General features: G+C 54.2%; 20 protein-coding genes. 11 read left to right on the forward strand and 9 right to left on the reverse strand.

Going from position 1 to position 17984, the window contains the following annotated elements; translation table 11 throughout:
* The first annotated feature begins 39 nt into the window (after positions 1-39).
* Complete coding sequence (gene gstA / locus HV157_RS03245) at positions 40-645, forward strand: glutathione transferase GstA (RefSeq protein WP_014169795.1); 606 nt, start codon at positions 40-42, stop codon at positions 643-645.
* 59 nt (positions 646-704) lie between these two features.
* Here gstA and pdxY read toward each other — a convergent pair whose 3' ends face one another.
* The 5 genes from pdxY to anmK all read right to left on the reverse strand — a co-directional run bounded on the left by pdxY (position 705) and on the right by anmK (position 5286).
* Positions 705-1565: a pyridoxal kinase PdxY gene (pdxY, locus tag HV157_RS03250; RefSeq protein ID WP_182268510.1), complete on the reverse strand. Its 861-nt coding sequence runs from the start codon at positions 1563-1565 to the stop codon at positions 705-707.
* 65 nt (positions 1566-1630) lie between these two features.
* Complete coding sequence (gene tyrS, locus HV157_RS03255; protein ID WP_025204348.1) at positions 1631-2905, reverse strand: tyrosine--tRNA ligase; 1275 nt, start codon at positions 2903-2905, stop codon at positions 1631-1633.
* A 125-nt stretch (positions 2906-3030) separates the two neighbouring features.
* On the reverse strand, positions 3031-3687 hold the full coding sequence (pdxH, locus tag HV157_RS03260; protein WP_182268509.1) for a pyridoxamine 5'-phosphate oxidase: 657 nt from the start codon (positions 3685-3687) through the stop codon (positions 3031-3033).
* Positions 3688-3744: 57 nt separating this feature from the next.
* A complete protein-coding gene (mliC, locus tag HV157_RS03265; RefSeq protein WP_020884329.1) occupies positions 3745-4068 on the reverse strand; it encodes a C-type lysozyme inhibitor in 324 nt (107 codons plus the stop codon).
* Positions 4069-4161: 93 nt separating this feature from the next.
* Positions 4162-5286: an anhydro-N-acetylmuramic acid kinase gene (anmK, locus tag HV157_RS03270; protein ID WP_079231116.1), complete on the reverse strand. Its 1125-nt coding sequence runs from the start codon at positions 5284-5286 to the stop codon at positions 4162-4164.
* 255 nt (positions 5287-5541) lie between these two features.
* Between anmK and slyB the strand changes: the two genes are divergently transcribed.
* Together slyB and HV157_RS03280 are read left to right on the forward strand one after the other, a co-directional pair.
* Positions 5542-6009 carry an outer membrane lipoprotein SlyB gene (slyB, locus tag HV157_RS03275; protein WP_014169789.1) on the forward strand — a complete coding sequence of 156 codons (468 nt, stop codon included), beginning with the start codon at positions 5542-5544 and terminating at the stop codon, positions 6007-6009.
* Between the two features lie 235 nt (positions 6010-6244).
* The gene (locus HV157_RS03280; RefSeq protein ID WP_182268508.1) at positions 6245-7606 is read left to right on the forward strand and encodes a GGDEF domain-containing protein; all 1362 of its coding nucleotides are present in this window, start codon (positions 6245-6247) and stop codon (positions 7604-7606) included.
* Between the two features lie 35 nt (positions 7607-7641).
* Here HV157_RS03280 and slyA read toward each other — a convergent pair whose 3' ends face one another.
* Positions 7642-8082, reverse strand: coding sequence for a transcriptional regulator SlyA (gene slyA, locus HV157_RS03285; RefSeq protein ID WP_014169785.1), 441 nt, complete (start codon positions 8080-8082; stop codon positions 7642-7644).
* Positions 8083-8268: 186 nt separating this feature from the next.
* On the opposite strand from slyA, the gene HV157_RS03290 reads away from it, so the two are divergent.
* Genes HV157_RS03290 through HV157_RS03300 form a run of 3 tightly spaced genes read left to right on the forward strand, consistent with a single transcriptional unit; the run spans position 8269 to position 11401 of the window.
* On the forward strand, positions 8269-8505 hold the full coding sequence (locus HV157_RS03290) for a DUF1656 domain-containing protein (RefSeq protein ID WP_020884333.1): 237 nt from the start codon (positions 8269-8271) through the stop codon (positions 8503-8505).
* A 2-nt stretch (positions 8506-8507) separates the two neighbouring features.
* Positions 8508-9368 carry an HlyD family secretion protein gene (locus HV157_RS03295; protein ID WP_182268662.1) on the forward strand — a complete coding sequence of 287 codons (861 nt, stop codon included), beginning with the start codon at positions 8508-8510 and terminating at the stop codon, positions 9366-9368.
* Positions 9368-11401, forward strand: a complete 2034-nt coding sequence (locus HV157_RS03300) for an FUSC family protein (protein WP_047366454.1) — start codon at positions 9368-9370, stop codon at positions 11399-11401. Before HV157_RS03295 ends, HV157_RS03300 begins: the two co-directional genes overlap by 1 nt.
* Here the strand turns inward: HV157_RS03300 and sodC are convergent.
* The 3 genes from sodC to HV157_RS03315 all read right to left on the reverse strand — a co-directional run bounded on the left by sodC (position 11380) and on the right by HV157_RS03315 (position 13162).
* Positions 11380-11898 carry a superoxide dismutase [Cu-Zn] SodC gene (sodC, locus tag HV157_RS03305; RefSeq protein WP_020884336.1) on the reverse strand — a complete coding sequence of 173 codons (519 nt, stop codon included), beginning with the start codon at positions 11896-11898 and terminating at the stop codon, positions 11380-11382. The two genes, HV157_RS03300 and sodC, sit on opposite strands and share 22 nt — an antisense overlap.
* A gap of 79 nt (positions 11899-11977) precedes the next feature.
* Entirely contained in the window at positions 11978-12874 is an 897-nt protein-coding gene (locus HV157_RS03310; protein WP_014169781.1) for an aldo/keto reductase family oxidoreductase, read from the reverse strand.
* Between the two features lie 48 nt (positions 12875-12922).
* Complete coding sequence (locus HV157_RS03315) at positions 12923-13162, reverse strand: DUF1289 domain-containing protein (protein ID WP_020884337.1); 240 nt, start codon at positions 13160-13162, stop codon at positions 12923-12925.
* Between the two features lie 149 nt (positions 13163-13311).
* On the opposite strand from HV157_RS03315, the gene eptA reads away from it, so the two are divergent.
* The 5 genes from eptA to rnt all read left to right on the forward strand — a co-directional run bounded on the left by eptA (position 13312) and on the right by rnt (position 17984).
* Entirely contained in the window at positions 13312-14937 is a 1626-nt protein-coding gene (eptA, locus tag HV157_RS03320; RefSeq protein ID WP_182268507.1) for a phosphoethanolamine transferase EptA, read from the forward strand.
* 41 nt (positions 14938-14978) lie between these two features.
* Complete coding sequence (locus HV157_RS03325) at positions 14979-15578, forward strand: TetR/AcrR family transcriptional regulator (protein WP_014169778.1); 600 nt, start codon at positions 14979-14981, stop codon at positions 15576-15578.
* Positions 15579-15631: 53 nt separating this feature from the next.
* The gene (locus HV157_RS03330) at positions 15632-16729 is read left to right on the forward strand and encodes an alkene reductase (protein ID WP_020884339.1); all 1098 of its coding nucleotides are present in this window, start codon (positions 15632-15634) and stop codon (positions 16727-16729) included.
* A 100-nt stretch (positions 16730-16829) separates the two neighbouring features.
* The gene (gloA, locus tag HV157_RS03335; RefSeq protein ID WP_020884340.1) at positions 16830-17237 is read left to right on the forward strand and encodes a lactoylglutathione lyase; all 408 of its coding nucleotides are present in this window, start codon (positions 16830-16832) and stop codon (positions 17235-17237) included.
* Positions 17238-17333: 96 nt separating this feature from the next.
* Complete coding sequence (gene rnt / locus HV157_RS03340) at positions 17334-17984, forward strand: ribonuclease T (RefSeq protein WP_014169774.1); 651 nt, start codon at positions 17334-17336, stop codon at positions 17982-17984.

The raw sequence follows: 17984 nt of genomic DNA on the forward strand, positions 1-17984 counted from the left end.
CACTAACATAGCTGAAACCTCAGCAAAAAGGAGTTACCGATGAAACTGTTCTACAAACCGGGCGCGTGCTCTCTTGCTTCCCACATTACCCTGCGCGAGAGCGGCAAAGATTTCACGCTGGATGGCGTTGACCTCATGAAAAAACGCCTGGAAAACGGCGATGATTTTTTTGCTATTAACCCGAAGGGACAAGTTCCGGCTCTGCTGCTGGATGACGGTACCCTGCTGACCGAAGGCGTGGCGATTATGCAGTTCCTCGCCGATAGCGTGCCCGACAGGCAATTGCTGGCACCGGTAAGCACGGTTTCTCGCTACAAAACGCTGGAGTGGATGAACTACATTGCGACCGAGCTGCACAAAGGCTTTACGCCGCTGTTCCGTCCGGAGACGCCGGAAGAGTACAAACCGACCGTACGTGCTCAGCTGGAGAAAAAACTGCAGTACGTTAACGCATCGCTGAAAGACGATCAGTGGATTGGGGGCGCGCGTTTTACGATTGCCGATGCCTATCTGTTCACCGTGCTGCGCTGGGCGCGGGCCATTAAGCTCAACATGGACGGGCTGGACCACATTGCATCGTACATGGATCGCGTAGCCGCGCGTCCTGCGGTGGCTGCAGCGCTTAAAGCAGAAGGGTTGAACTGACCGGCGCACTGTATTGCCGGGTGGCGCTGTCGCTACCCGGCCGACAGGAACGTGAACCGTTATAACCGGGTCGCGCTGAAGTAATGCTCCGGTTTCGCGATACGATCCTGTGCCGCGACCACCTGCAGTTCATACTCCTGCATCTCTTTCGTCGCCTTCATGATTTCGTACACCGCAGCAGTCACATGCTCAAGCGCATCCCGCAGCGTGGCCCCCTGAAGTAATTTCACCAGCAGCAAACCGCTTGTCACATCACCGACACCCACCGGCTGACGCATGCCGAAGTCCACCAGCGGACGGCTGATATGCCAGGCTTCGTCTTTCGTCACCAGCAGCATCTCAAAACGGTCCCTGCTCAGCCCTGCGCGCGCGAGATGTTTCACCAGGACAATCTCCGGCACCTGGGCTATTAGCTCGCGAGAAGCGCTTACCGCCTCTTCTACGCTATTCACCGGATGCTCGCAGAGAATTTCCAGCTCAATCAGGTTCGGCGCAATAATATCGCTGGCCGGCAGCGCGTGACGCACATGGAATTCAGCCACGCCGGGGGCCACGATACAGCCTTTCTCCGGATGCCCCATAACAGGATCACAAAAGTATTTCGCCGCCGGGTTTGCCGCTTTCACCTGGCGGACAATGCCCAGGATATGCTCTCCCTGCTCTGCCGAACCGAGATATCCGCTCAGTATCGCATCACAGCGTTTTAGCTGATCGATATTGGCAATGCCCTGCACAATGTCGGTGAGGTGCGAAGGCGGCATCACGCAGCCGGTCCATTGACCGTATTGTGTATGGTTTGAGAACTGCACGGTATTGAGGGGCCAGACGTTGGCACCGAGGCGGCGCATCGGAAATTCCGCGGCGCTGTTGCCAGCATGCCCAAAGACAACGTGGGACTGAATGGCGAGGATGTTCTTCATTTTTACTTACCAAACCCTGAAAAAACAAAAGGGGCGTGGTTTCCCACGCCCCTGGATACTTTTAATTATTTCCAGCAGACCAGACAGTAGTTTTTCTTACCACGACGCAGAAGCGTGTAGCGGCCATACAGACGATCGCTGTCAGCGAAGGTGTATTCCGGGTCGGCCTGTTTTTCACCGTTAATGGTGATAGCGTTCGAGGCGATGGTTTTACGCGCTTGACCGCGGGATGGCTGCAGCTCGGAGTCCACCAGCGCCTGCATCAGGTCGGCACCTTTTTCCATCTCAACCATCGGCACGCCATCCTGCGCCAGCTGTTCGAAGTCCGCTTCGCTCAGATCGCTCAGCGTCCCGTTGAACAGGCTTGCAGTAATACGTTTTGCCGCGGCCAGACCTTCTTCACCGTGAACCAGTTTGGTCACTTCATCAGCCAGTACGTACTGAGCACGTGGCGCTTTACCGCTGGTTTTGTCTTCTTCTTCCAGAGCATTGATCGCCTCAATGTCCATAAAGGTGAAGAACTTCAGGAAGCGATAAACATCGGCATCCGCCGTGTTAATCCAGAACTGGTAGAATTTGTACGGGCTGGTTTTCTTCGGATCAAGCCATACCGCGCCGCCTTCGGTTTTGCCAAATTTGGTGCCGTCGGCTTTGGTGATCAGTGGAACGGTCAGACCGAAGACCTGGTTCTGGTGCAGACGACGCGTCAGATCGATACCCGACGTGATGTTGCCCCACTGGTCAGAGCCGCCAATCTGCAGGCAGACGCCGTGCAGTTTATTCAGGCAGGCAAAGTCATAACCCTGCAGCAGGTTGTAGGAGAACTCGGTAAAGGAGATGCCCTGGTCGTCACGGTTCAGACGCTGCTTCACCGCTTCTTTGTTAATCATCTGGTTAACGGAGAAGTGTTTGCCAATGTCGCGCAGGAAGGTCAGCACGTTCATGCCGCCAAACCAGTCATAGTTGTTGGCCGCAATCGCAGAGTTGTCACCGCAGTTAAAGTCGAGGAAAGGCGCAACCTGTTTGCGGATCTTATCCACCCACTCCTGCACGGTGTCTTCGGTGTTCAGTTTACGCTCGGCAGCTTTAAAGCTTGGGTCGCCAATCAGACCGGTCGCGCCGCCAACCAGTGCGACCGGCTTGTGGCCCGCCATCTGGAAGCGTTTCAGGCATAACAATGGAACAAGATGCCCCAAATGCAAGCTGTCAGCGGTAGGATCGAAGCCGCAATAGAGCGCGATCGGGCCTTGCGCCAGTCGCTCTGCTAACGCTTCCTCGTCCGTCACCTGAGCCACAAGGCCCCGCTCTTGCAATTGTTTAATCAAGTTACTGCTTGCCATCAAATTCTCCATGTATAAACGACTGCACCTTTGCCGGTACACGACTTTTCGCCTGATGCGAAAGGTACATAGAATAAAGCGCAAGCGCGGCCTGCGCTAGCGCTTAAATCAACAAATTTCGGCGATTACGGTGCCAGCCTGTCGATTTTCCAGCCGCCATTTTCACGCTGGTATAAAAAGCGGTCATGCAGACGGTGTTCGCCGCCCTGCCAGAACTCCATCTGCTCGATCGGAATGCGGAAGCCCCCCCAGAAACTGGGCAACGGAACTTCGCCCTGCTGGAATTTCTGCTTCAATTCGAGGAATTTGCTTTCAAGCACGCCACGCGCCGAAATACGGCTGGACTGTTTTGAGACCCAGGCGCCAATCTGACTGTCACGCGGACGGCTGTGGAAATACTTCACCACTTCCAGCGTGGAAAGACGCTCTGCTTTGCCGATGACCATCACCTGACGCTCCAGCATATGCCACGGGAACAGCAGGCTGATACGAGGATTGTTTTCCAGGTGGTGTGCCTTACGACTGCCCAGGTTGGTGTAAAACACCAGGCCTTTCTCGTCATAATGTTTGAGCAGGACGATACGCTGATACGGTTGACCGTTTTCATCTACCGTTGCGACAACCATTGCCGTTGGGTCGGCGAGTTTCGCTTCGCAGGCCTGTTTCAGCCAGCGTTCAAAAAGCACGAGGGGTTCGGCGGGAAGATCCTGGCGACGCAGGCCGCCTTTGGTGTATTCACGGCGCAGATGCGCAATTTGCTGCAGTTCGTCGTTATCTGACATGGCGTTAGCTGACATTGACATTGGGTGGCGCTATTGTGCGCCGCCCCTGTAAAAATCTCAACGCTTCGGATTTTCGAGCTGGCAATTGTTCAGCACAATACGGTCGCGTTTGTAGACGGTGGCGCTGTCGCCTTTCGACCAGAAGACATAAATTCCGTCCGTGTAGCGTGCGCCGGAGGCAGAAATGCCCTGCTTGAGGGTGAGCAATTTGTTGTCGTAGACAAAACTGGCTTCCTGACGCGGATTGTTCAGCTTAACGGTCAGCGGTTTTTCATCACAGCGATACTCCAGGGTATCGGTCTGCATGCGATCAAGGAACTGGTTGTAGACGCTGCATCCTGACAGCAATAAAGGCGCGGCAATAAGAAGAAGTTTTTTCATGGGCGTATTCCGAAGACTTTCCTGGTCCTGGAGGGCATGGCTGCCCTCCTGTTTCATTCCATTCTAACGACCACACGCAGCGCTGAATTTCAGTTAACTCTGATTATGACGTGGATTCGCCGGGAAAATGGCCCCGAGGACGCTGGCCTCACGTGCGCCAGTCACCGACGGCAAATTGCCCGGTAGCCCGGCAATGGTACGCCAGGCAAGCCAGGCAAAAGCCAGCGCTTCCATATCATCGCCGCTGATGCCGGCTTCATCGGTGGTCGTCACCTCGGTACCCGGCAATAACCCGGCAAGACGTGCCATCACCAACGGGTTACGGCTGCCACCGCCGCACACCAGCAGGCGTTCGCAGCCACCGCTGAGAAGAACCTGTTCCGATATCGAAACCGCCGTTAACTCGGCGAGCGTCGCCTGGACATCCTGCGGTGCAAGCGCCGGGAACTGCGCCAGCTGACGTTCGAGCCAGCCATAGTTGAAATATTCGCGCCCCGTGCTTTTGGGCGCCGGTAGGGCGAAGTACGGATCGCTTAGCATGGACTGCAACAGCGGGATGATCACTTTGCCTTCGCTGGCCCACTGCGCGTCTTTATCATACGCCTGACCACGCTGACGCCAGATCCAGGCATCCATCAGCATGTTACCCGGGCCGGTGTCATAGCCACGTACGGGTTGATCCGGGATAAGCAGAGACAGGTTGGCGATACCGCCAATGTTCAGCACCATTCGGCGCTCTGTCGGATGGGTCAACAATGCCTGATGAAAAGCGGGCACCAGCGGCGCGCCTTGCCCGCCAAGCGCAATATCGCGACGCCGAAAATCACCGACTACGGTCACGCCCGTCTTCGCCACAATCTGGTTGTTGTCGCCGATTTGCAGGGTATGCGGTGCATCGCCGACCGGCTCATGCCAGACCGTTTGTCCGTGACAGCCGATAGCGACGACATCCTGCGGGCGAAGCTTTTCTTTATGCATCAGGGCCAGTACCGCATCGGCAAACAGCGCCCCCAGCCGCACATCAAGCTGACCAAACTGAGAAAGCGTCAGTTGCTGCCCCTGACAGACACTGAGAATGTCCTCTTTCAGCGCCAGGGGGATAGGCCAGGTCAGGCTCGCCTGCTGTGCCACCATGTTTTCATCAATAGCGGCCAGAACGACGTCTACGCCATCCAGACTGGTACCCGACATCACACCAATGTAGCGACCCGATTTCATGCGCTTTCCTTACGTTGCGTGGGCTAATGCTCTCCACTCAACCATAAACAGCGCCGCTTTGCTATCCGGCGATAATATTTTTTAACAATCTCAGACAGGTAACCTGCCGGGTGCCCGTTTATGTCTCGTTAAGTTAAATTCAAGTACAATTTTCTTATTGTTAGTGCAAAGATATGAACTATGGCCCCTTATGCCATATAATTTAGCCATAACGGATGCCCGCCATCGGGCGTTTTTGGTGAACAGGAGATTCAAATGATTTTACGTGTACTGGGCGTTTCGCTGATCGGTTTAACCCTTGCAGGCTGTGTGAATGACAGTTCACTTTCTGGCGACGTGTACAGCGCTTCTGAAGCCAAACAGGTTCAGAGCGTCACTTACGGTACCGTTGTTAACGCACGTCCTGTACAAATTCAGGGTGGCGATGACAGCAACGTGATGGGCGCCATCGGCGGTGCTGTGCTGGGTGGCTTCCTCGGTAATACCGTAGGCGGTGGCACGGGCCGTTCGCTGGCCACGGCAGCAGGTGCCGTTGCGGGTGGTGTTGCAGGCCAGGGCGTTCAGGGTGCAATGAACAAAAGCCAGGGCGTAGAACTGGAAATCCGTAAAGATGACGGCAGCACCATCATGGTAGTACAGAAACAAGGTAATACCCGTTTCTCTGCTGGCCAGCGCGTTGTTCTGGCGAGCAACGGAAGCCAGGTCACCGTTTCTCCACGCTAATTCAAACTGGATGTGGTCATCAGACCACATCCATTTAAGAAATCCATTTAGCAAATCCAGTAAACAAATCTATTTACATATAATATAATTATAAACAATATATTTACAAAAAAAATTCCCGCCATGAATCATTAAGCGCGGTATATCTTGTTCCTGCGCAAAGTATTTACTCTCCACGCCTGTTACTCTCTTTCTTACTTTACATTTTTTAATTTTATTATTCCGTCAAATCCCTATGCTTGCACTACAACGATATTTTAAGAACCCTTATATTACATTCTGTTTTGGATGCATCGTCGTCGTTGGTATATTACAAGGTCTCTTTGTAAAACTGGTCGAATTAGTCCCTTCATTCTCACCGCTGCTATTCCCGACACTTACCATATTTTTGCTGGTATTCCACCTGTTTATTGCCTGCTTCATGGTCATGAAATACTGGTGCGACAGACGGCGGTTGTACCTTATCGCCCTCGCCTCGGCCTTCGCCGGGTCGACGATGCTGATGGCCGGTACCCTGTCCAGCTTCCCGTCATGGCTGGATCTCTATCAGTTCAATGTTGTCGACTATAACGACGCCATGATCTTCTTTATGTTCCGTCATATTCTTATGGCGGTGCTGATAATAGTCTCAGCGTTACTCTATTCCATTCGGGATTATCCCCTTTCACGCCCCGCGCATATTGCCGTGGTTATCGGTACAATGCTGTTTACGGTTTCTATGGTCGCCCTGGCCTGGTTCTGCTCCAGCCACTCGGCACTGATAACGCTGGATCTGGTAGATAATGAAACCCGGCAATTTATGGTTCTCTGGAGCCAGGTCATAAATATCTTTTTGATTCTTCTCTGGGTTGTGGCATTAGCAACGTTAATGACGATTACCCGGGTGCGGAATCTTTTTTGGGTTGGCGGTAATTTCTTATGTGTCTGTTATGTCCTGACGCTCTCATTACTGTTAGCCGGCGGACATGCCGAGGACACGTCCTGGTATCACGCTCGCTTATTCGAAACCGTGGCGACGCTGATGATTATTTTTGTCCTGCTGTACGACGTCTTTAACCTGTATCGCGACTCGCACATAAAGTATCAGCAGTCTTATCAGAACTCGATCCGCGACCCGCTGACGCGCCTCTACAACCGCAGTTATTTTTACGACGCCTTAAATCAGGCACTCAACATCAGCAAAGCCAACCACCCTGTGTCGGTTATCGTCAGCGATCTCGACCGTTTTAAGCGCATCAACGACTGCTACGGCCATCTGCAGGGAGACAAAGTATTGCAGTTTGTCGCCAACCTGCTGATGGATTCCGTCCGCCCGCAGGACATTGCGGCACGTATTGGTGGGGAAGAATTTGTCCTGATGCTGACCAATACTTCGTCGGAGGCAGCGTACCAGGTGGCTGAACGCATACGGCTAAAGCTGAGCAGTTTTGATAAGGTCAGCAGCGGGGGTCAGTTACCTGAATCCATCACGATTAGCATGGGGGTATTTACCGCCACCTCTCCGACGACGACCGCTGAAGCGTGCGTGGAGAATGCTGACAAGGCGATGTATGAAGCGAAAGAGACCGGGCGTAACCGTGTCGTTGTGTCGAGGTAAAAAAGGCCTTGCTGCTGCAAGGCCTTATGATGGTGTCAGTCGCGTGACTGCAGCTCATGGATGTTCTGCTCGAGGCGTCCAATGAGGCTGATGAGCAGTTCAAGCTCTGCGGGTGAAACCCCGGAAAGGATTTCGCCGCGCGTTTTGGTGATAACGGCTTCCATTTCAGTAATGATAGGTGCCGCTTTCTCAGTGAGCTTAATCCGCTTAGCGCGACGATCGCTGGCGCAGGTTTGCCGGGAGATGAGTCCTTTCTCTTCCAGTTGGTCAAGCGTACGTACCAGTGATGGTTGCTCAATGCCGATCGCTTTTGCCAGTTGAATTTGTGACTGGTCGGGTGGCAGCTGATGAATGTTATGCAGCGTGACCCAGTGCGTCTGTGTCAATTCCAGAGGTTTCAGGCGATGGTCAATCAGAGCACGCCAGACGCGTACCAACCTTGCCAGATCAGAACCTAATGGCGATTCCAATTTCATCTCCTTATAATTAGCTTGCTAAGTTATTATACTGATTTTAGAATAGTGTGCAGCATTTGTATTGGCAAAACAAATGCAATACTGCATTCATCGAACTTAAAAGGATGACTTACACTGAATTGTGATGTTCCATCAGATTAAGACTCGCCCTCGCGGCATTTTGTTCACTGCAAAGGATCTCTGCCCGTGACGTTTTTTCAAAGCTCCGTGGGACTCCCCCTTCAGGACCTGATTTTCGGTGCGTCAGTCTACTTTCCGCCCTTGTTTAAGGCCGTCCTGGTCGGCTTTATGATTTGGCTCATAGCCCATCGCCTGCTTCGCGACTGGATGTACTCCGGCGAGATTTGGCACCCCATGTTAATGGATCTCTCCCTGTTTGCCCTTTCCGTATGCCTGGGCCTAGCTGTCTTGATTGTGTGGTGAATATGCCCCTGAAAACGCTGAAGTACTTTTCCACGCTGATTGTTCTTGCTCTGGCCCTGGTTGCCGGGTGGTGGCTCTGGAATTTTTATATGCAGTCACCCTGGACACGTGACGGCAAAGTGCGGGCTGAGCAGGTCAGCATTACCCCACAGGTTTCGGGCAGCATTACGACGCTTGTTGTGAAAGATAACCAGTACGTTAAAAAGGGTGACGTGTTATTCCGTATCGACGACACCCCCTATCATATTGCGATCCTTAACGCCCAGGCACAGCTGGCGAAGGCCCAGTCTGATTTAGCAAAAGCCAATAACGAAGCCAATCGCCGCCGGCATTTGTCGCGCAACTATATTTCCGCAGAAGATTTAGATACTGCCAATATCAACGTTAAGGCCATGCAGGCGAGCGTGAACGTCGCGGAGGCTACGCTCAAACAGGCGCAGTGGGAGCTGACACAAACCGTTATTACCGCGCCAGTCGATGGATGGATCACCAACCTGTCAGCCCGCGTGGGGAATTATGCCACCGCCGGGCAACCCGTTTTCGCCCTTGTCGACAGCCACTCGTTCTATGTGGTGGGTTATTTTGAAGAGACCAAGCTTCGCCATATTCGCGAAGGGTCTCCCGCTACCATTACGCTTTACAGCGGCTCGCAGCGGTTACAGGGTCACGTCTCCAGCATTGGCCGCGCCATTTACGATCAGAGTGTTGAAATGGATTCAGGCCTGGTACCGGACATCAAACCGAACGTGCCGTGGGTGCGTCTGGCCCAGCGCGTACCGGTTCGTGTGGAGTTTGATCGTTTACCGCAGGGCATGACGCTGGTCTCCGGCACAACCTGCACCGTCGCCATCGGGACCCGTTGATGAACCTGCAGGCCTTCTCCTGGCGAAATACGCCGTGGATGAAAGCGACACGTCCGCAGTGGCGCTATGCGCTGCGTAATGGCATTGCGATGTGTCTGGCGCTGACTGTCGCCTATTACCTCAACCTTGATCAGCCCTACTGGGCAATGACCTCTGCCGCGGTGGTGAGTTTCCCCACCGTCGGCGGGGTGATCAGCAAAAGTCTTGGACGTATTGCCGGCAGCCTGTTGGGTGCCACCGCAGCGTTAATCATTGCAGGTCATACGCTGAACGATCCGTGGCTTTTTTTGTTGAGCATGGCGATATGGCTGGGCTTTTGTACCTGGGCCTGCGCGCACTTTACGAATAATGTTGCCTATGCCTTCCAGCTGGCCGGCTATACCGCCGCCATTATCGCCTTTCCGGTGGTGAATGTGCTCGATACCACCGAGCTGTGGGACATCGCACAGGCGCGCGTCTGCGAAGTGATTGTCGGTATTCTGAGCGGCGGTTTCATGATGATGATCCTGCCGAGCACTTCCGATGGCACCGCGCTTATTACCGCCCTGAAGACCATGCATACCCGTTTACTGGAGCACGCAAGCCTGCTCTGGCAACCGGATACCAACGACGACATCCGTCTTGCGCACGAAAAGGTGATCGGCCAGATCCTGACCATGAATCTGTTACGCATTCAGGCCTTCTGGAGCCACTATCGCTTTCGTCGTCAGAACACCCTGCTGAACTATCTGTTGCATCAGCAGCTGCGTATGACCAGCTCAATCTCCAGCCTGCGCCGGATGCTGCTCAACTGGCCCACGCCCCCTGCACATACGCGCGCCGTGATTGAAACGCTGCTTGCGGCGCTTGCACGCCCGGATGCCGACATCTACACCGTCGCGAAGATTATCGCCCCGCTCGCGCCAGTAGATGAGTACGATTACCGTCACCGCGCCTTCTGGCAGCGTCTCAACTATTTTTGCCGGTTGTATCTGCGCAGCAGCCGCTGGATTAACGCCGTGGAAAATGCCACCCCGGTCACCGAGTTCGCTGTCCCCGGTAGCCCGGCGCTGGCACGACACACAGACTCGATGGAGGCACTGTGGAGCGGTTTTCGTACCTTTTGCGCGCTCACGCTGGTTGGCGCGTGGAGTATCACCACCCAGTGGGAGTCAGGCCCTGCGGCCCTGACGCTTGCTGCTATCAGCTGCGTGCTGTACTCCGTCGCCGCGTCACCGTTCAACTCCCTCACGCTGCTGCTGCGCACCCTGGTGCTGCTTTCGCTGTTTAGTTTTGCCGTGAAGTTTGGGTTGATGGTGCAGATAAGCGACCTGTGGCAGTTCCTTCTGTTCCTGTTCCCGCTGTTAACCACCATGCAGCTGCTAAAGCTGCAAATGCCCAAACTCGCGGGGCTGTGGGGACAGCTGATTGTATTTATGGGCTCGTTTATCTCCGTCACTAACCCGCCGGTTTATGACTACGCCGATTTTCTCAATGATAATCTGGCGAAGATCCTTGGCGTTGGGCTGGCGTGGCTGGCATTTGCGGTGTTACGTCCGGGTTCAGATGCGCGCAAGAGTCGCCGGCATATCCGCGAGTTACGCAGAGGTTTTGTCGATCAGTTGAGTCGAAAACCGCATTTACGTGAAAGTGAGTATGAATCGCTGGTCTATCACTATGTCAGCCAGCTCAATAACAGCCAGGACTCCCTTTCGCGCCGCTGGCTGTTGCGCTGGGGCGTGGTGCTGTTGAACTGCTCTCACGTGGTCTGGCAACTTAGGGCATGGGAAACACGGTCCGACCCGCTGTCGCAGGTTCGTGATGTCTGCATCACCCTGCTACGCGATGTCATGAGCGAACGCGGTGTCCAGCAGCGTCCACTGGAAACCACGCTTGCTGAACTTCAGCGAATTTGCGATACCCTTGCGCACCACCACTCGCCTGCAGCACGAGATTTAGCCTCGATAATCTGGCGCCTGCACTGCTCACTGTCGCAGCTGGAACAGGCACCGGCTCCGGGTACAATTGGGGATCACATCACCCCGCAGGCATAGCGAGCCCCGCCACCGCCAAGCGGTTTTGGCTGATCGGACATATTGTCGCCGCCGACATGGATCATCAGCGCCTTGCCTTTCACTTCATCCAGCTTTTTCAGCCGCGGCGCGACGACGGGATCCGTGGCTTTGCCGTCGTTATTCACCACCAGCACCGGCAAATCGCCCAGATGTCCCATACCGTCAGGACCTTCATGCTTACCGGTATGTTGTGGGTCGAGGTGGCCGCCTGCCGCCTCCGCAGCCGAGGCTTTACCCTCTTTTAATGCGGGCTGACAGCTACCGTTAGCATGGACATGGAAACCATGTTCGCCAGGAGGAAGGGCTTTGAGATTGGGCGCGAATTCCAGTCCCTTGTCGGTTTCAGTGATTTTCACCGTGCCGATGGACTGACCTACACCCTGAGAGGTGACGAGATTCATTTCCACTTCATCACTGGCCGCCTGCGCACCTGCACAGACCACCAGCGTGACGAGAGCCAGAGTAAAACGCTTCATATGACCTCCACGGGTTGTTTTTTGCCCCTTAAGTTTATACCAGGGGCAAAGATTTCACCGGAAAGTCACGTTTTACCGGTTACGGGACGTCGTAACCCAGCGCCGCTTTGCGGATGCGGAACCACTGCTGACGGGTCATCTGCAACTCTTCCGCGGCAATGGCGGCGCGTACGCGTTCAATTTTGCCCGAGCCAATGATCGGCAGTGGTTTTGACGGCAGACGCAGGATCCACGCGTACACCACCTGTTCGATGCTCCCGGCATTCAGTTCGCGGGCAATGGTCTCAAGCTCAGTGCGCAGCGGCTGGAATTCATCATCATTAAACAGACGTCCGCCGCCCAGACACGACCACGCCATCGGACGGATACGCAACTGCTGAAGCTGATCGAGCGTGCCATCCAGCAACAGCGGCTGATGAACCGGAGAAATTTCAACCTGGTTGGTGGCCAGGGTAAACGGCAGACGAGACTGCAGCAGCGCAAACTGTGCAGGGGTAAAGTTTGATACGCCGAAATGACGCACTTTGCCGCTTTGATGCAGATTCAGAAACGCTTCGGCCACCTCATCGGCATCCATCAACGGATCGGGGCGGTGGATCAGTAGCAGATCGATATGATCGGTCGCCAGGTTAACCAGCGACTGTTCGGCGCTCTTAATGATGTGCGCGCTGTCGGTAATGTAATGGCCGAGAGCATGTTCCGGTTTTGCCGTCGTGGCAATCCCGCATTTGGTGACGATCTCCATGCGTTCGCGTAACGCAGGAACCAGTTTGAGTGCCTCGCCGAACGCGGCTTCACACTGATAGCCACCGTAAATATCAGCGTGATCGACCGTGGTGATCCCTAAGTCGAGATGCTCTTCAATAAAGCTTGCCAGCTGGAGGGGGGACATATTCCAGTCCATAAGGCGCCAGTAGCCCATCACAAAGCGGGAGAATTCTGGCCCCTGGGGGGCAAGGGTAATTCGCTGAACCATAACATTTTCCTCAAGGACGTGATGTCATGAGTATACGCAATTACCGTGTTAAAACAGTGAAGGTTGCTGGGGTTCTTCGGTGTCACCGGCTTTGTTTGCGCGTATTTTGCGCAGAAGTCGCTGTCGACAGAGACGGAGCACCTCCTGTTTCTGCGTGTCGCTGAAGTGTTGCCAGTTAAAACGCTCATCGCGCGTGCGCATGCAGCCACGGCAATATCCGCGTTCATCCACCTGACAAATACCCCGGCACGGGCTCTGGATGGGGAAAAACTCCAGTTGCTCTGCCACACTCACCTCCCGATAACGACTATCACCTACAGTGAAGACGCTAAACGTCCCGCGTGCAAGGGCTTTACCACAGTTTTGTGGCATTAAGGTTTCACTAATCTTCGTTCTCTATACTCGCCCCATCATTAAAATTGCAGGTTTTCTGATCGATGTGGCTAATCAAAAAGTTACAATGTAACGACATAAAATTTACTCTGGGCTGTGCACTTTTCTTTACCGTATTAAACGCGCTGTTTATTCAGCGTAGCTGGGCTATTATCGCGCCCGCGCATATCCATGACGTCCTCTTTGCCGCGTCCGTTCCACTGGTGCTGTTTTGCGGCTGGGTCATTGTTTTTAGTCTGCTTAATATCCCGTTTATTCGTAAACCGCTGCTGATTGTCTTGACCGTCGGATGCGCCGCCGCGACCTACTTTATGTATACCTACGGCGCGGTTATCGATCAGAACATGATTGTTAACGTGTTCGAAACCAACTCTCAGGAAGCCACCGCCCTGGTGACGCCGCAGATGATCCTGTGGATTGTCGTTGCCGGTCTTGTTCCGTCCGTGGTGCTGGCCATGATCCGCATTCGCACCGGGAAATGGTGGTACGCCCTGCTGACCCGTTTTGCCGCAATGCTCGGCGCCCTGCTGGTTATCATCCTCATCGCCGCCCTGTTTTATAAAGATTACGCATCGCTGTTTCGCAATAACAAAAGCATCGTCAAAATGGTGACCCCCGCGAACTATGTCAGCGCGATGGTCAAATACAGCAAAATGCGCTGGTTTGCAGGCGATCAAACGCTGGTCCGGATCGGTGAAGATGCCCATAAAGGGCCGCTGATTACAGGCCAACAAAAGAAAACCGTTCTGGTGCTGGTCATCGGTGAAGCGTCACGCGCCGCGAACTACTCGTTGAATGGCTACGGGCGTGAAACAAACCCCGAGCTGAAAAAGCAGGATGTTATTAACTTCCCGCAGGCCTCCTCCTGCGGCACCGAAACGGCCGTCTCCGTGCCCTGCATGTTCTCCGGTATGACGCGCAGTAAATACGATGCCGACCTGGCCCATCACCAGGAAGGGTTGCTGGACGTGCTCGCCCATGCGGGGATCAATATGCTGTGGCGTGACAATGATGGCGGTTGTAAAGGCGCCTGCGATCGCGTTCCCCATACCGACATGACCCAGTGGAAACTCGATCAGTTCTGCAAAGACAACTCCTGCATTGACGATGTGAACTTCACCCGTCTGGACAATGTTCTGGATGGCCTGAAGCAGGACTCCGTACTGGTCATCCACCTGATGGGCAGCCACGGCCCGGCATACTATCGCCGTTATCCGGATAATTTCCGCAAATTTACGCCAACCTGCGATACCAATGAAATTCAGGATTGCGATCACCAGGCGCTGATGAATACCTATGACAACACCATCCTGTATACCGACAGCATGGTCAGTAAAACCATCGATGCCCTAAAAGCGCGTCAGGCGAGCATGAATACCGCCCTGATTTACCTTTCGGATCACGGGGAGTCGCTGGGCGAAAGCGGGATTTATCTGCACGGCACGCCGTATCTGCTGGCCCCAGAGCAACAAACGCACATTCCGTTTATGTTCTGGTTATCACCAGACTATGCGAAAAATTTCGGCGTCAACGCGCAGTGTTTACGTGACCATGCAGCAAAAAATGCGGTTTCGCAGGACAATTTGTTCTCTACCGTATTGGGTATGATGGACATTAAATCAAAGGTTTATCAACAGCAGCTGGATATTCTGAACGCATGTCGCCACTGAACACGCTTGCAATAGACCGAACGGTCTATTAGAGTGCGGCCATGAGCAGAAATACAGAACACGATACCCGAGAACATTTACTGGCGACCGGCGAGCGACTTTGCATGCATCGCGGGTTCACCGGTATGGGGTTGAGCGAGTTATTAAAAACCGCTGAGGTACCGAAGGGGTCGTTTTATCACTACTTCCGGTCCAAAGAGGCGTTTGGCGTGGCAATGCTGGAGCGGCACTATGCCAGCTACCATCAGCGCCTGGCAGCGCACTTTGCCACGGGCGAAGGTAATTATCGCGATCGTGTTCTGCACTTCTATCAGGAAACGCTGAACCAGTTCTGTCAGCAGGGCATCATCAGCGGTTGCCTGACGGTAAAACTTTCTGCCGAAGTGTGCGATCTTTCAGAAGATATGCGCACAGCAATGGATAAAGGGGCCCGCGGGGTTATCGCCCTCATGGCACAGGCGCTGGAGAAAGGCCGCGATGAAAAAACGCTGACTTTTCCCGGCGAACCTTTAACCCAGGCGCAGGTTTTATACGCCCTCTGGTTAGGCGCGAACCTGCAGGCCAAGATTTCTCGCAGTGCGGTGCCGCTTGAAAGCGCACTGGCACATGTAAAAAGCAGCATTACTACGCCTCGCGTATAGCAGGCGTTTTTATTTACGTAATTACTAGACGACTGGTCTACTCAGGAGCCTTTATGTCCGCTGAAAAATTATTTACCCCCTTGAAAGTGGGTGCCGTTACCGCGCCAAACCGTGTGTTCATGGCCCCGCTTACCCGTCTGCGCAGCATTGAGCCGGGTGATATCCCTACCCCGTTGATGGGTGAATATTACCGTCAGCGCGCAAGCTCTGGCCTGATCATCACCGAGGCCACTCAGATTTCTGCTCAGGCTAAGGGTTACGCTGGCGCACCAGGTCTGCACAGCCCGGAACAGATTGCCGCGTGGAAAAAAATCACGGCTGGCGTTCACGCTGAAGAGGGTCGTATTGCCGTCCAGCTGTGGCATACCGGTCGTATCTCTCACAGCAGCATCCAGCCTGGCGGTCAGGCACCGGTTTCCGCCTCTGCCCTGAGCGCGAACACCCGCACCTCTCTGCGTGATGAAAACGGCAATGCGATCCGCGTTGATACGTCTATGCCGCGCGCTCTTGAACTGGACGAGATCCCGGGGATTGTTAACGATTTCCGCCAGGCCGTGGCGAATGCGCGTGAAGCCGGTTTCGACCTGGTTGAACTGCACTCCGCGCATGGCTATCTGCTGCACCAGTTCCTGTCACCGTCCTCTAACCATCGTACCGACCAGTACGGCGGCAGCGTTGAAAACCGTGCGCGCCTGGTGCTGGAAGTGGTGGATGCCGTATGTCAGGAGTGGAGCCCGGACCGCATTGGTATCCGCGTGTCCCCGATTGGTTCTTTCCAGAACGTTGATAACGGCCCGGACGAAGAAGCGGATGCCCTTTATCTGATTGAAGAGCTGGCAAAACGGGGTATCGCGTATCTGCATATGTCCGAGCCAGACTGGGCCGGTGGTCAGCCTTACACTGAAGCCTTCCGTCAGAAAGTACGCGAACGCTTCCACGGTGTGATCATCGGTGCAGGTGCATATACCCCTGAGAAAGCTGAAGATCTGATTAGCAAAGGTTTGATCGACGCCGTTGCATTTGGTCGCGATTTTATCGCTAACCCTGATCTGGTCGCCCGTCTGCAGCAGAAAGCCGCGCTGAACCCTCAGCGTCCGGAAAGCTTCTACGGCGGCGGCGCTGAAGGTTATACCGACTACCCTACCCTGTAATCTCTTCATTGCTCATTGATAGCGGCGACCTTTCGCCGCTATACTAAAACATCGTTTCTGTTCAAATAGATATTCTATTCCATTGGTTAATGAGGAAATTATGCGCCTACTTCACACCATGCTGCGCGTTGGCGATCTGCAACGTTCTGTCGATTTCTACACTAACGTACTGGGTATGAAACTGCTGCGCACCAGCGAAAACCCGGAATATAAATACTCGCTGGCGTTTGTGGGTTACGGCCCGGAAACGGACGAAGCGGTCATCGAACTGACCTACAACTGGGGCGTGGACAGCTATGAGCTGGGCACCGCTTATGGTCATATCGCGCTGGAAGTGGACAACGCAGCCGAAGCCTGTGAACGTATTCGCAGCAACGGCGGTAACGTGACGCGCGAAGCTGGCCCGGTCAAAGGCGGCACCACCGTGATCGCGTTTGTTGAAGATCCGGACGGCTACAAAATCGAGCTGATTGAAGCCAAAGACGCTGGTCGCGGTCTGGGCAACTGATCCCGCAGGGCGCAACATGCGCCCGTACTTTTACTGCATCCCCATCCAAAATTTGCCATAATGCGCACTGCTTTTTTCCCCATGTAAGAGACCCTGATGTCCGATAACGCTCAATTTAGCGGTCTGTGCGACCGTTTTCGTGGTTTTTATCCTGTTGTGATCGATGTTGAAACAGCCGGATTTAACGCTAAAACCGATGCGCTGCTTGAAATTGCCGCCATCACGCTGAAGATGGATGAACAGGGATGGCTTACACCGGACACCACGCTGCATTTCCACGTTGAACCGTTTGAAGGGGCCAACTTACAGCCCGAGGCGCTGGCCTTTAACGGCATCGATCCGCATAACCCGCTGCGTGGTGCGGTAAGTGAATATGACGCGCTGCACGCCATTTTTAAAATGGTGCGTAAAGGTATGAAAGAGAGCAACTGCAGCCGCGCCATTATGGTGGCGCATAACGCCACGTTCGATCACACCTTTACCATGGCCGCTGCCGAGCGCGCGTCGCTCAAGCGTAACCCTTTCCACCCGTTTGTGACCTTCGATACCGCGGCACTGAGCGGTCTGGCGTTGGGACAAACGGTATTATCAAAGGCATGTATTACGGCAGGCATTGAGTTTGACGGTACGCAGGCACATTCCGCGCTTTATGACACCGAGCGGACGGCGGAACTGTTTTGCGAAATTGTGAACCGCTGGAAGCGTCTGGGCGGCTGGCCGCTGCCTATGGGTGACAGTGAAGAATAA

Source organism: Enterobacter sp. RHBSTW-00318, assembly GCF_014101375.1.
Lineage (GTDB): Bacteria > Pseudomonadota > Gammaproteobacteria > Enterobacterales > Enterobacteriaceae > Enterobacter > Enterobacter ludwigii.

Bases quoted from the DNA above. Each gene is read 5' to 3' on its own strand.
- gstA (WP_014169795.1), top strand. From the start codon at position 40: ATGAAACTGTTCTACAAACCGGGCGCGTGCTCTCTTGCTTCCCACATT.
- pdxY (WP_182268510.1), bottom strand. From the start codon at position 1,565: ATGAAGAACATCCTCGCCATTCAGTCCCACGTTGTCTTTGGGCATGCT.
- tyrS (WP_025204348.1), bottom strand. From the start codon at position 2,905: ATGGCAAGCAGTAACTTGATTAAACAATTGCAAGAGCGGGGCCTTGTG.
- pdxH (WP_182268509.1), bottom strand. From the start codon at position 3,687: ATGTCAGATAACGACGAACTGCAGCAAATTGCGCATCTGCGCCGTGAA.
- mliC (WP_020884329.1), bottom strand. From the start codon at position 4,068: ATGAAAAAACTTCTTCTTATTGCCGCGCCTTTATTGCTGTCAGGATGC.
- anmK (WP_079231116.1), bottom strand. From the start codon at position 5,286: ATGAAATCGGGTCGCTACATTGGTGTGATGTCGGGTACCAGTCTGGAT.
- slyB (WP_014169789.1), top strand. From the start codon at position 5,542: ATGATTTTACGTGTACTGGGCGTTTCGCTGATCGGTTTAACCCTTGCA.
- HV157_RS03280 (WP_182268508.1), top strand. From the start codon at position 6,245: ATGCTTGCACTACAACGATATTTTAAGAACCCTTATATTACATTCTGT.
- slyA (WP_014169785.1), bottom strand. From the start codon at position 8,082: ATGAAATTGGAATCGCCATTAGGTTCTGATCTGGCAAGGTTGGTACGC.
- HV157_RS03295 (WP_182268662.1), top strand. From the start codon at position 8,508: ATGCCCCTGAAAACGCTGAAGTACTTTTCCACGCTGATTGTTCTTGCT.
- HV157_RS03300 (WP_047366454.1), top strand. From the start codon at position 9,368: ATGAACCTGCAGGCCTTCTCCTGGCGAAATACGCCGTGGATGAAAGCG.
- sodC (WP_020884336.1), bottom strand. From the start codon at position 11,898: ATGAAGCGTTTTACTCTGGCTCTCGTCACGCTGGTGGTCTGTGCAGGT.
- HV157_RS03310 (WP_014169781.1), bottom strand. From the start codon at position 12,874: ATGGTTCAGCGAATTACCCTTGCCCCCCAGGGGCCAGAATTCTCCCGC.
- eptA (WP_182268507.1), top strand. From the start codon at position 13,312: ATGTGGCTAATCAAAAAGTTACAATGTAACGACATAAAATTTACTCTG.
- HV157_RS03325 (WP_014169778.1), top strand. From the start codon at position 14,979: ATGAGCAGAAATACAGAACACGATACCCGAGAACATTTACTGGCGACC.
- HV157_RS03330 (WP_020884339.1), top strand. From the start codon at position 15,632: ATGTCCGCTGAAAAATTATTTACCCCCTTGAAAGTGGGTGCCGTTACC.
- gloA (WP_020884340.1), top strand. From the start codon at position 16,830: ATGCGCCTACTTCACACCATGCTGCGCGTTGGCGATCTGCAACGTTCT.
- rnt (WP_014169774.1), top strand. From the start codon at position 17,334: ATGTCCGATAACGCTCAATTTAGCGGTCTGTGCGACCGTTTTCGTGGT.